The sequence below is a fragment of the Armatimonadota bacterium genome, from assembly GCA_035527535.1.
In the GTDB taxonomy this organism is placed as follows: Bacteria; Armatimonadota; Hebobacteria.
The window spans coordinates 1-12,228 of sequence record DATLAK010000187.1; the positions used below are offsets into that span (position 1 = coordinate 1).

Here is a 12,228-nt window from a genome sequence, read left to right on the forward strand (position 1 = left end):
CAGCGACCGACGATCCGGGCGGCGAGAAACCGTCCGGGGAGGCCATTCCCCATCGCGACCCGCCAATTCAACCCAAGGCAAGCGAAAACAGACCGAAAACCACCGCCTGGTCACCGGGTGTGAATAATGCGGGCTAGCCCGGGTCCGGCTCGCCGCGCGCCAGCTCCATCGCGCGGCGGTAATCCTGGCAGGTATTGATGTTGACCAGGCACCGCAGGTCGGGATCGAGCTCTTGCAGTTCCCGCTCTGTCACCCATCGCACGCGCACGCTCCCCAGCAAGGAGGTCATGCGCCGGTCGTCCGATGCCAGCTGGGCCTCAACCGCCGCCAGACACCGGCGCGAGTAGGCGGCCACCAGCGGGTGCGGCCCTTCGGCAGTGCGCGGCACCGCGGCATCGCTTCCGCTCAAGCGAGCCAGCAGCGCACGCATGATGCGGGGCCGCACGAAGGGCATGTCGCACCCCACCACCACGCAGCGCTCGAACCGCGCCGCCCGCAGCCCTGCATGCAGCCCCCCCAGCGGCCCGCACCCGGCATAGACATCGCCGACACCCGTCACGCGCGAGGGAACCTGCAGGCCCTCCCCGCCTACCACCAGGGTTTCCCGGGCGGCGGCCCGGGCTTGCGCGGCGATGTGTTCCAGCAGCGTCGCTCCCGCCCACGGCAGGAGCGCCTTGGGGCGGCCGCCCATCCGCGAACTGCGCCCGCCGGCGAGAATGATGACGGTGGCCGCAAGCGGGGCCGGGTGGTCGTCAATTCCGGGGACAGTCGACTTAATTATGCCAGGTGTCTTGGGCAATTCGCAATTCCGGGGACAGTCGACTTAATTATGCCAGGTGTCTTGAATTAAGTCGACTGTCCCCATGTCCCCCAACTACCTCCGTCCGAGGCGCCGGCGACTCCGCCGCCGGTCCGGCGCCCCCCGCAGCGCGTGCTCCAGGCGGACGTAGATGCTGTCGGCGATCTGGCGATCGGCCGCGACCTGGGTCTGCCCGACCTGGAAGACATAGGAGGGGAAGGTCTGGATCACCAGCACATCGGTGCCGGGCAGGGCCCCCATCGCGATCAGCTTTTCCAGGTTGGAGCGCTCCTGGGTGTGGATGTAGGCGATGCGCCCGCGCGAGCCGGGGGGGAGGGCGGCCAGCGGCGCGACTACCTGGCGCGCGGCGTCGCGATTCTCCTGGCAGCAAGGGCCGGGCGGAATGGGGGTGCCGTGCGGGCAGAAGCGCGGATGCCCGAGCAGGGTGCAGATGTGGTCGTCAATGCCCCGGCGGATAATATGCTCGAAGCGGCAGGCGGCCTGGTGCACGAGTTCCTCCCCGACGTCCAGCACGTCAATCAGCAGGCGCTCGGCCAGGCAGTGTCGGCGCAGGATACCCTCGCCCTCCACGCGCCCGGCGTCGGTCAGCGCCAACGCCTCGCCCTGCCGGCTGGCGAACCCGGCGGCGACCAGCTCCTCCACCGCCTCCGGCGCCTCGTGCGCGCCGCCGCCGACCTGGCACTGATACCCGCCCGCCGCATGTTCCTCAGGCGTATCCGGCGATTCCTGCGCCGCCAACCGCGACAGCGGCGCCGCCGCGCCCGGGTTCTCGCGCGTCGCCGCGAACAGCGACTCCAGGATTTCTTCAGCCTTGTCGCTTAGCTCCACTCATGGCCTCCCGCAGTTTGCGCAGCATCGCCCCCAGCCGCGTCTCGCCCACCATCTCATAGCCACAGTTCGGGCAGCGCAGCATCCCGCAGTCGCGCCCCAGGGAGCAGCCGGCGCACGCGCTGGCCGCCTGCGCGCGACCGAACTCACGGCCGCACATCGGGCACTTGATCTGGGCGCTCATATCTGCACCCCCAAGAAGTTCAGCGCCGCGTTGAGCACGTAGCCGACGCCGAAGGCGAAGGGGAAGATAAAGGCGGTGATGGCGAACGCGACCCTGGCCCCCCGCTCCTTGTACATCATCAGCAGCTGGGCGACGCAGGGCAGGAAGAGGGTCATGGTCACCATCGAGACCACCATCTGGTTGCCGCTGAGCGCGCCGCCGGCGGCGAGATCGTAGAGCCCCGCCGCCCCGTAGTCGCGGCGGAAGAAGCCGAACAGGAACGCCACCGCCGCCTGCGGCGGCAGGCCGATGAACCGCACCACCGGCTCCAGCAGCCCCACCGCGAACGGGAAGAGATGAGTCAATTGCCCGACCCAGATGACAACGCTCGCCAACACGAACAGCGGGAAGACCTCGAGCAAATACCACTCCACGCGCGCATAGGTCTTGACCAGGACGTTGGCGAGGCTCGGCAGCCGCAGGGGCGGGATCTCCATGTAGAACGAGGGCGGTCGTCCCGGCATGAGGCGGGCGGATAGGAAGCCCACCAGCAGGAACACGAGCCCCACCGCGCCGACCCAGATCGCCAGCCCCAGCGGTCGCGGCGACAGCAGCGCCAGGATGACCCCCAGCTGCGCCGAGCACGGCACCGCCAGCGCCAGCAGCAGGGTCGCGATCACGCGCTCGCGGCTGGTCTCCAGCACGCGCGTGACCATGGTCGCCATGGTGTCGCAGCCGAAGCCGAGCACCATGGGGATGACCGCGCGCCCGCTGAGGCCGATGCCCTTGAACACGCGGTCAATCAGCATCGCCAGCCGCGGCAGGTAGCCGCTGTCCTCGATGACGGCGAAGACCAGGAAGAAGGTGGCGACGATGGGCAGGATGATCGCCACCGCGTACTTGACGCCGAGGGTGATGATGCCGTAGTCGCCGACGATGAGGCTGCTCACCACGCGCCACGGCAACACGCGCTCGACCGCCCCGGTCACCCAAGGGTTGACGTAGCCGCCGAACAGCCGCCCCTCCAGGAGATCCACCAGCACCCCGGCGCCGAACTGGCCGACGAACTTGTAGAGACCGAAGTAGAGCACCGCCAGCAGCACCGGCACGCCGGTGAGAGGGCGCATCAGCAGCCGGTCAAGCGTCCGGCGCAGGCGCGACGACGCTCGCGTAGGAGGGGTGGTGGTGCGGGCGAGGATGCGATCCGCGGCCCGCTGGCGCGCGAGGGTGACGGGGTAGCGCACCGGATCCCCGTGGGCGCCGCAAACGCGCGCGACCAGCTCCTCAATCGCCGGCAGTCGCCCGGGCTCGCGCCGCTCCACGAGGTTGCGCATCTCCTCGTCGCCCTGCAGCAGCAGCAGCGCCACCGCGCGCCGCGACAGGCCGTAGTCCTCGCGCAGGAGCGCGCCGATGGACGCCAGCGCGCGCTCGAGCTCGACGCCGTATTCAACGGTCGCGGACGGTGTCGCAGACATAGTCGGCCAGCTTCTGGCGCAGGGCCCCGATGCCGCGCCCGGTGGTGGAGACGGTCGCCGCCACCGGGATGCCCAGCTCGCGCTCCAGCCCCGCAGTGTCAATGCTGATGCCCAGCTCTTCAGCCTCGTCCATGACGTTGAGGTCGAGGACCAGCGGCACTCCCGCCTCCAGCAGCTCCAGGGTCAGGGGCAACATGCGGCGCAGGTTCTTGGCGTCCACCACTTGCAGGACGATGTCCGGCCGCTCCTCGATCAACATGCCGCGGGTGACGCGCTCCTCGGCGGTGATGGGGGACAGCGAGTACATGCCCGGCGTATCCACCACCTCGAACTCGGTGGCGCCGATGCGACCGCGCCCGCGGCTGAGCTCGACGGTGGTGCCCGGGTAGTTGGAGACGGTGACGTAGGAACCGGTCAGCCGGTTGAAGACGACGCTCTTGCCGACATTGGGGCTGCCGACGATGAGCAGCTTCGCCTTCGCCCGGCCATCTCCCACCGCCCGCGGTCGGTGGCAGGAGCTGCGCGGACGCAGGGCTGAGGTCACCCGTCGCAGCAGGTCCACACTCACTCTTCACTCCGTGCAGGCGATGCCGCGGCTGCGCCGACCGCCGCGCGCGCCGGCGCCCGTCGCTCGCTTCGTTTGCGCGACCGCCGGCGGCAGGCCGCGCACTCGCCGTTGGCCTCGATGGTGAACTCGGTCAAGCCGAAGCCCCGGCTGCGCGCCAGCGCCGTCACGGCCCGCTCCACCTGCGCGCCGCGGGGGAGGGCAGCTTCGATCACCCCGCCGCAGCAGGCGCACGTCAGGTGCACCTGCTCTTCGTGTCCGACCTCGAAATGGCCGTGGCGCTCCGCCGGCCCGACCGGCCGCACCAGCCCCAGGCGCACCAGCAGCGCCAGCGTGCGATACACCGAGCTCAGGTCAATCCGCACCCCGTTCTCCGCCAGCGCCCGGTGGATGTCCTCGGCGCTGAGATGCTCGCCCGCATCCTCCAGCACCCGGATCACCGCCCGCCGGGGGGCCGTCGCCCGCAAACCGGCGCCGCGCAATTCCGCCGTCAGCCGCGACTTGTCCACATGACCTACCTGCAAATCATTTGCAATTACAATATACCACAAATGCGCTCCCCGGTCAAACCCGCATTGTGCCCGGGGGGGGGGTGACTCGAAAAAGTGGGAATACACAAGACATGCCTGGTGGCGCAGCCGTCTCGGCTGTGATCTTGGAGTATGGGCACCCCCGCCCGTGATCTCACCTCCGCCCGAATCCGCCGCTCCGTTTGTCGCCATTCCACACAATGCCCAACAGTTGGGGTATTACAGGCCCGCCTTTCGGCCGTTTTACGGCCTGAAGATTCCTTCCCAAACCGCTCGACGTCGCTTGACTTCCGGGCCGCTTCGAGTGATCTATGTGTGCGACAGAACGTGAGGTTACAGGAGGGTCGGATGGCAGTCAGTCAAACACTGGGCGACGAGACGATTGAGGGCCAGGAAGGGGCGGCCGCAGACGGCAACTGCCTTCGATGCGGCAGCCTCGGAGGGGTGTGAGCACGGATCTTTGGTCTGTCCGCCAACCCATGTGGGACAGGCGCCCTCGCCTGTTTTCCGGCGCCGCGGACGCGGCGCCCACACAGCCGGGGGCGGCTATGCCACATGGAGAGTGCTCATCTCGTGCATTTCCGCTCGAAGTCACGTTGCAGTGTTAGCCAGCATGAAGCCGTTGACAGTTGCCGTCCGCCGTCAGCGCCTTGGCGGTGTTGTTGGGGGCGCCGGGGGTTACTCGGCGCGCAGGGCCTCGACCGGCTGGATGGCGGCCGCGCGGATCGCCGGGTAGAGGCCGAAGATAAGGCCGGTGAGCGCGGCGACGACGACGGAGATGACGACGGCGTCGGCGGAGACGATGGTCTTCCATCGGGCGTAGGAGGAGATGGTCGTCGCCAACGCGATGCCGACGCCGATGCCGAGCAGGGCGCCAATGCCGGTCAGCACCAGGGCCTCGATCAGGAACTGGCCCACGATGTCGAGCTTGTTGGCGCCGGTGCAGCGGCGGATGCCGATCTCGCGGGCGCGCTGGGTGACGGTGGCGAGCATGATATTCATGATGCCGATGCCGCCGACGACCAGGGAAATGCTGGCGATGGCCCCCATGACGATGTTGAATATGCGCTGCGCCTGCTGGCGCTGGCGGAGCAGCTCGACGGGGATCATGATCTCGTAGTCGGGGATGTGCTGGTGGCGGCGGTCGAGGACATTGCGGATCACGCGCGCCGCCTCCGCGGTCTGGTCGGGATGGGAGACCTGCATGATGAGGCTGGTGATGGAGCGCTCGTCGAGCGGGGGGCGCACGGCCAGTCGCCGCCAGGCCTGGAACAGGGAGTCCGCGTCGGGCGGCATCGCCTGCTCCAGGTAGATGGGGAAGTAGTCCATGGCAGTGGTGATGGGCAGGTAGATGTCCTCGTTGATATCGGCCAGGGCCAGGCTCTCTCCGGCGGCGGCGACGCGGCGCTCCTCGAGCACGCCCACCACGCGAAACTCCTGGTTGCTGAGGCTGATGGTTTCGCCGACCGCGTCGCGCAGCGGGAACATAAGGCGCTTGACCTTGGCTCCCAGCACGCACACGCGCGCCGCCTGCTCGACATCCCAGTCCTGGATGAAGCGGCCGCGGACGGCCTGCAAGCGGGAGACGCGCGCGTAGGCGGCGGTGGAGCCCATTACTCGCGCCGGCACCTGCTCGTCCTTGGCCGCGGCGTCGGCGAAAACCCGGCACACCGGCACCACCTCGCGCGCAAACCCGCACAGGTCGCGCAGCGCCACCGCATCGCCGTAGGTCAGGCCGTTCGGCGACTGCTTGGCCGCCTGGATGGCGATGTCCCCGGTGAGCGCCCGGCGGTGCACCCGCGCGACATCCACCCCCAGGTGCTTGATCTGTTCCAGAGCTTCATAGCGCGCACCGCCCCCGATGGAGACCATGGCGATGACCGAACCCACGCCGAACACGATGCCGAGCATGGTCAGCAGGGAACGCAGCCGGTGCCCCCACAGCTCGCGGAAGGCGATGCGCAGCAAGGCGACGATCCTCATCTCGCGGCCTCGCCTCGGGCCGCCGCCTGGCGCAGTCGCGGCAGGTCCGCCTCCAGGTCGCGCAGGGCGATGCGGGCGCCCGCCCTCACCCCGCTCTCGATGATCACCGCCTCCTGGTTGGCCTGACCGAGCTTGACCGTCGCCTGGCGGAAGCGCTTGCCCTCCCGCACCCACACCACGTGGCGTTGGCGCTTGCCCACGCCGCGGGTGAAGACGCAGGCCAGAGGCGCGCTCACCACGTCCTTGAGCTCGGCGATGACGATGCGCGCGGTGGCCCGCATCCCGGGCTTGAGCAAGCCGGGCTGGAACTTTGTGATATGGATGCAGGTACGGAAGGTGCGCTCCCCCCTCCCCGGGCCGGCGGAGATGTCGCCCTGACTGGCGAACGCCGCCACCGCGGTGACCTTGCCGGGGAACTGCTGCCCCGGCAGGCCGTGCACCCACACGATTGACCGCTGCCCACGCCGCATCAACGGCCCCACGCGCTGCGACAACTGCAGCACCACCTGCATCTGGTCGGGGGCGATAATCTGGGCCACCGTCCGGTTGGTCCGCACCTGGTCGCCCTCCTGGAGTAAGTGTTCGTCGCCGCCCCAGCTAGACTGCTGGGCCAGCGCCACCATCCCCGCCTTGGGCGCGCGGATGAGCGCCTTGGCGACGTCCTCGCGGGCGCGCTGGAGCTGCTCCTGCTGTGTCTTAAGCTCGACCTGGGCCTGCTTGACGTCGTCGTCCCGGCGGGACTTAGCGCGCTCGAGGGCGGACTGCGCCATGCGCACCTCGGACTCCTTGGTCAGGGCCTCGCTCTGGGCCTTGGCCTGCTCGAGGTCGAGCTGCGCGCGCTCCTTGTCGAGGGCGAACCTCCGCTCCGCCAGCGCCAACTCCGCCCGGCGCACGTCGTCCTTGGTCAGCAAACCCTTCTCGGCCTGGCGGCGCTTGTTCTCCTGGCGCTTCTCCTCCTCCGCCAACACCTGCTGATCGAACTCGAACTGGGCTTGCCGGTCCCGCTGCTGGGCGTCGGCCTTGACCCGCGCTTGCTCCTGGTCGGTGCGGGCCTTCTCCAGTGCAAGCTCCGCTCGCCGCACATCGCCGTCCCGGTCGTGCTGGGTGGTGGCGATGTTGTCTGTGGCCCGGACCACGCTGCGCTCCGCCTCGTCGGCCGCGAGCTGCATGCGCGGCGCATCGAGGGAGACGATCACGTCGTCCTTGCGGACCAGGGCGCCGTTGGGGGCCACCGCGATCACCTGGCCCTGGGTTTCGGCCTTGACCGCCACGCTTTCCTCGGCCTCCAACGCCCCCACGTCATCGGCGTAGATGACGAAATCGCCCTGGCGGACCGGGGTCGTGGCCACGAACGGGACCTGCTCCCTCTGCTCGCGCTGATACCGCTCGACCGCGTAGCTGATGCCGGCTGCGATCACGAGCGCGAGCGCGCCCAGCCACAGCAGCGCGTACACCGTTCGTTTCAGGCCGGTCGTGAGCCGCGGCGAAGGAAATGGTCGCCAGCCCGGCATGGTCAGGATCCCCCTCCCTTCCTGAACCGCAGGTTCGCCCGGGGGCGCACCAGGGCAATCTCATCGCGCGGGCGCAACCCTGAGAGCACCGCCCAGTAGAGGTCATCGCGCGGCCCCAGCTTGACCGGCACTTCCTCGAAGCGGCCCGCGCGCTTGCGATAGATCACCGGCTGTCCGTCGCGGCGAAAGACCGCTTCTACCGGCACCGCCGGCTTGCCCTTTACCTTGTCGGTGACGACCTCCAGCCACGCCGTGGTACCGGGTTTGAGGGAGGCATCGGCGCCCGCGACGGCGACCCACGCGGAGAACGACTTGCGGCCCGGGCTGCCGCCCCGCCACAGGTCGGCAGCGCTGGCGATGTTGCTCACCGACTCCAGGCGTCCCTTGAAGACCCGCCCCCGCGCCGTTCCGACGCGCAGCCGCACCTGCTGCCCGGAGCGGATGCGCTTCATGTCTATCTCGTCAATCTCACAGGTGACGCGCAACCGCCGGGGGTCAATCACCTGGCCCATGGGAAAGCCGGACCACATCTGGTCGCCGACGCGGATGGTATGACGCCCGCTCATGTCCCATGTCAGGCCGATGAGCACCAGCCCGTCAATGTCGGCCTTCACCGTCGCGTCCCGCTGCTGCATCTCCTGCTCGGACAGCCGGCGCTGCAGGCTGTCAATCTGGTTGCGCGCCGCCGTGGTTGCGCGCAGACGTCCCGCTTCGGCGTCGGCCAGACCGAGCTCGGCCCGGCCGATGTCGGTCACCGCAGCGCGCTCTTTCTCCTCGGCTTCGCGCCGCGCGGTCGCTAGCGCGCGTTCGTTCTTATCATGGGCGAACACTTGCTCATTAGCATTGGTTGCTTCCTGGTCGAACTGGTTGCGCGTGGCCAGTCCCTGATCGAAGAGCCGCTGCATCTTCGCCAATTGCTCGGCCGCGTATTCCTTTTCCTCGCGCGCGCGGTCGAGCTCAGCCTGCGCCCGCTCCAGGTCGGCCGCGTTCTGGGCTCGCGTCAGGTCCAGCCGCTCCCGGGCGGCGGTCAGCGCCGACTGGGCGGCTTCCACCTGTCGCGCCCCGTTGTCCCTGGCCTGCCCCATCCCCTCCTTCGCCTTCAGCAGTTGATCCTGGGTCTCGGCAACCTGCTCCTCGGTCTCGCGGGTCGAGAGCTTGATCACCACCTCGCCGGCCTTGACGGTCGAGCCGTCCGGGACGATCTGCTCCACGCGCATCGAGCCGCCTCTCGGCGCGACCAGGTAACGCCTGACCCCGGGTTCCATGGTTCCCGTCGCCAGCAGCACGGTCTCGAAATCCATGAGCCTCGCGGCCGTCACCGGAACCGGCTGCTCCGGGGGCGGACGCCGGCCCAGGGCGCGCAACGAACCCTGGCTCCAGCGCCAGGCTCCGCCGCCCAGCGCCCCCAGCAGCGCAACGACGACTATGATTCGCACCGCGCGCATCGCCTACTCCCGGGCGCCGGCGGTCATCTCCGCCAGCGCCTGCTCCGCCACGACCGGTTTCTCGATCCGGTGGTCCATCGTGATGCGCCCGTCCTGAAGGCGAATCTCGCGTCCGGTGTGCGCGGCGATGACCGGCTCATGGGTGACCATGACGATCGTCACCGCCTCACGGTTCAAGCCCTGCAAGACGGCCATGATCTCCTGGCCGGTGCGGGTATCGAGGTTGCCGGTGGGCTCGTCGGCGAGGATGAGAGATGGCTGCGTGACCAGGGCGCGCGCAATCGCCACCCGCTGCTGCTCTCCGCCCGACAGCTGAGCCGGGCGATGACGGGCGCGGTGCGCCAGCCCTACCCGCTGGAGCGCCTCGCGCGGGGCGCTGCGCGCGAGGCGGCGGCGGCTGTAGAACAGGGGGAGCGCGACATTCTCCAGGGCGCTCAGGCGCGGCAGCAGATTGAAGGTCTGGAAGACGAAGCCGATCTTCTCGTTGCGCAGGCGCGACAGGCGCATGTCGCCCAGACGGCTCACCTCCTGCCCGTCGAGCACGTAGCGCCCGCAGGTCGGGACATCCACGCAGCCGATAATGTTGAGCAGCGTGGTCTTGCCCGAGCCGGACGACCCGACCACGGCGACGAACTCGCCGCGGCGGATGGTGAGCGAGACGTCGTTCAGCGCCGGCACAGCGACCTCGCCCGCCTGGTAGACCTTGCTCAGGTTCTCCGCCCGCACGACGATGGCATCGGTTACGGGGGCACTCATTCCTCGACCGCCCCTTCGGCGCGGCTCAGGGCCGGCGCGGTTGGATCCTCGAGCGCGATGATGTCGCCCGCCCGCAAGCCCTTGGTGATGACGACCGCCTCCTCGCTGCGGTCGCCGGTCGTCACCCGCTGCGGCGCTAGCCGGGAGCTGCGCCGGACAAAGACGAGGTCGGCGCCGTCGCGCTTGACCACCGCCGACAGCGGCACGGCGAGCACATTGCGCAGGCGCTTGAGCACGATCCGCGCCTTGCACTGCAATCCCGGGCGCAGCTTCGAATCGGGGCGGAGCAGGGTGATGCGCGCCATGAAGTACCGTGCGCCTGGCTTGAGGTTGGGGTTTTCCCACGAGTCCACGCGACGCGCGCTGGGGGTGATGCTCGCCACCTTGCCCCGGTAGTGCTTGCCCGGCACGGCATCGAAGGTCAGGTCCGCCTCCTGGCCGACTTTGAGCGGGGCGATGGCGGTCTCTTCGATGGGCACGGCCACCTCCAGGCGCGACAGGTTGGTGATGGTGGCCACCTGCTGCCCTCCCCAGATCACGTCGCCGACCTTGAATGGACGCAGGGTTCTCGCATCGTTATCCCAAGTATTGCCGATCACTAATGTGCCCGCGACGGGGGCCTTCAAGGTCGCCCCCTCGAGGTCGCGCAGCGCCCGCTCCAGCCGCTTGTTGGCGGCGAGCAGCATGTCACGCCCCCGCTCGCCGCCCGGCTTCTGCGCCGCCTCGGCCGTGGTGAGCTTGAACTGCGCGCTGGCGATTTCGTCTTGCTTCCCCTTCACCTGCGCCGCCTGATTCTGCTGCATCAGCGCCAGCGCCTTGTCGGCCACGGACCGGGCGAAGGCCGCCGACCGCAGAGAGCGCTCAGCCTGCTCCAGATCCTGGCGCGAAACCAGCCCGATCTCGGAGGCGGCCAGCCGCCGCTTCCGTTCGCACTCCAGCCGCGCGCTTTCCTCCAGCATCCGCTTGTGCTCGAGCTCCTGCTTGGCGGTCTCCAGCTCGGTCGCATTGGACTTCTGCATGATCTCCAGCTCGCGCTGAGCCTTTTCCAGCGCGTTGCGCGCGGTTTCGACCTCGCTGCCCGCCTGCCGCTCGCGTTGGGCAACCTCGGCCTGCGCCTTGGACTGATCCACGCGCGCGGTATCCACCGTCCGCTGCAGGTCGGTGGTGTCGAGCCTGGCGATCACGTCGTCCGCCTTGACCTGGATGCCGTCCGCGCACAGATAGACCAGCTTCTGGCCCGACCCGCGAACATCTCCCGCCTTGACCGGGGTATCGTCACACCCCTGAAGCTGCTGCTCGCCGACAACGCCCACCACAAACGTGTCGGGCTCCACCTGCAGCGTCGGCACCACGCGCTCCGGCGCCATCTGCCGCAGCCGGGACGGCAGCCGGCGAGCCGGGCCCAGCGCGATCGCCACCAGGGTGAGCGGTATCAGCCACCTGATGATGCGCACCCGCTTGCCCTCCTCACGGCGCCGCCGGCGGCGCCGCGGCGCTCTCCACGGTCTCCTGCTCCAGGCCCTGGAGAACGTCGCCGCCTACCGCGCGGCGCAGACGAAGCACCCCGAAGTAGTAGCTGATCTGGGCGTCCAGCAGGTCGCGTTCGGCCGCCGTGACCTGCTCTTGCGCCTCGATCTTGTCGCGGTACAGGCCGATGCCTTCTTCCACCGAGACGTCCGCCAGTCGAAGCTTTTCCCGCGCCACCTCCAGGCTCTTCTCCAGGATGCCGATCCGCTCTTCCTGGGACCGCAGCCCGCGGGCGGTCTCCCGCACCTCGGTGGTGATGCGCTGGCGCGCCTCCTCGCGGCCGCGCTGCGCGAGCAGCCAGCCGCGCTGGGCCGAGCGCACCGCCTCGCTCAGCGCCCACGACCCCACGGGAATGCTCGTCCGGATGCCCACCGTCCAGTCGGTGCCGCCCTCACCGTCGGCACGGGTGGTGGAGGAACCGAAGACATCCAGCGCAGGCTTGCGATCGCTGCGGCTGATGCGCAGCGCCGCCGACGCGTCCTCCACCGCGAGGTCTTCAATCACGACCTCGGCGCGATTGCGCAGCGCCGCCCCCACCAGCGCGTCAACATCGAACACCACCGGTTTGTACGCTGGCTCGGTCGTCAGCTCGGGCACATTGCCCACCTGCAGCCCCAGCGTGACG

At 69.2% G+C, this 12,228-nt stretch carries 12 protein-coding genes; all 12 read right to left on the bottom strand.

Translation table 11 applies throughout. The features are described from left to right. Window positions 1-133: 133 nt before the first annotated feature. Complete coding sequence (locus tag VM221_13940) at window positions 134-799, bottom strand: molybdenum cofactor guanylyltransferase (GenBank protein HUT75923.1); 666 nt, start codon at window positions 797-799, stop codon at window positions 134-136. Window positions 800-874: 75 nt separating this feature from the next. Then, on the bottom strand, window positions 875-1,648 hold the full coding sequence (locus tag VM221_13945) for a metal-dependent transcriptional regulator (protein HUT75924.1): 774 nt from the start codon (window positions 1,646-1,648) through the stop codon (window positions 875-877). Beyond that, the gene (locus VM221_13950) at window positions 1,626-1,832 is read right to left on the bottom strand and encodes a hypothetical protein (protein ID HUT75925.1); all 207 of its coding nucleotides are present in this window, start codon (window positions 1,830-1,832) and stop codon (window positions 1,626-1,628) included. Before VM221_13950 ends, VM221_13945 begins: the two co-directional genes overlap by 23 nt. Then, window positions 1,829-3,286, bottom strand: a complete 1,458-nt coding sequence (locus tag VM221_13955; protein ID HUT75926.1) for a ferrous iron transporter B — start codon at window positions 3,284-3,286, stop codon at window positions 1,829-1,831. The genes VM221_13950 and VM221_13955 overlap by 4 nt, the downstream gene beginning before the upstream one ends. Beyond that, window positions 3,258-3,854 (bottom strand): FeoB small GTPase domain-containing protein, encoded by a 597-nt coding sequence (locus VM221_13960; GenBank protein HUT75927.1) that lies wholly within the window; start codon window positions 3,852-3,854, stop codon window positions 3,258-3,260. Before VM221_13960 ends, VM221_13955 begins: the two co-directional genes overlap by 29 nt. Beyond that, entirely contained in the window at window positions 3,851-4,360 is a 510-nt protein-coding gene (locus VM221_13965) for a Fur family transcriptional regulator (protein ID HUT75928.1), read from the bottom strand. The genes VM221_13960 and VM221_13965 overlap by 4 nt, the downstream gene beginning before the upstream one ends. Window positions 4,361-5,059: 699 nt before the next feature. Then, window positions 5,060-6,364 carry an ABC transporter permease gene (locus VM221_13970; protein HUT75929.1) on the bottom strand — a complete coding sequence of 435 codons (1,305 nt, stop codon included), beginning with the start codon at window positions 6,362-6,364 and terminating at the stop codon, window positions 5,060-5,062. Further along, window positions 6,361-7,875 carry an HlyD family efflux transporter periplasmic adaptor subunit gene (locus VM221_13975; GenBank protein HUT75930.1) on the bottom strand — a complete coding sequence of 505 codons (1,515 nt, stop codon included), beginning with the start codon at window positions 7,873-7,875 and terminating at the stop codon, window positions 6,361-6,363. Before VM221_13975 ends, VM221_13970 begins: the two co-directional genes overlap by 4 nt. A 2-nt stretch (window positions 7,876-7,877) precedes the next feature. Next, window positions 7,878-9,320: an efflux RND transporter periplasmic adaptor subunit gene (locus VM221_13980; GenBank protein ID HUT75931.1), complete on the bottom strand. Its 1,443-nt coding sequence runs from the start codon at window positions 9,318-9,320 to the stop codon at window positions 7,878-7,880. Between the two features lie 3 nt (window positions 9,321-9,323). Further along, window positions 9,324-10,076, bottom strand: coding sequence for an ABC transporter ATP-binding protein (locus VM221_13985; GenBank protein HUT75932.1), 753 nt, complete (start codon window positions 10,074-10,076; stop codon window positions 9,324-9,326). Beyond that, window positions 10,073-11,530: an HlyD family efflux transporter periplasmic adaptor subunit gene (locus VM221_13990; GenBank protein ID HUT75933.1), complete on the bottom strand. Its 1,458-nt coding sequence runs from the start codon at window positions 11,528-11,530 to the stop codon at window positions 10,073-10,075. The genes VM221_13985 and VM221_13990 overlap by 4 nt, the downstream gene beginning before the upstream one ends. A gap of 13 nt (window positions 11,531-11,543) precedes the next feature. Further along, window positions 11,544-12,228 (bottom strand): TolC family protein (locus VM221_13995; protein HUT75934.1); only part of this gene is annotated, 685 nt, incomplete at its 5' end.

What these genes read in the sequence shown, in the direction of transcription:
- VM221_13955 (HUT75926.1), bottom strand. Translation starts at nt 3,286, where the DNA reads ATGTCTGCGACACCGTCCGCGACCGTTGAATACGGCGTCGAGCTCGAG.
- VM221_13950 (HUT75925.1), bottom strand. Translation starts at nt 1,832, where the DNA reads ATGAGCGCCCAGATCAAGTGCCCGATGTGCGGCCGTGAGTTCGGTCGC.
- VM221_13980 (HUT75931.1), bottom strand. Translation starts at nt 9,320, where the DNA reads ATGCGCGCGGTGCGAATCATAGTCGTCGTTGCGCTGCTGGGGGCGCTG.
- VM221_13970 (HUT75929.1), bottom strand. Translation starts at nt 6,364, where the DNA reads ATGAGGATCGTCGCCTTGCTGCGCATCGCCTTCCGCGAGCTGTGGGGG.
- VM221_13985 (HUT75932.1), bottom strand. Translation starts at nt 10,076, where the DNA reads ATGAGTGCCCCCGTAACCGATGCCATCGTCGTGCGGGCGGAGAACCTG.
- VM221_13975 (HUT75930.1), bottom strand. Translation starts at nt 7,875, where the DNA reads ATGCCGGGCTGGCGACCATTTCCTTCGCCGCGGCTCACGACCGGCCTG.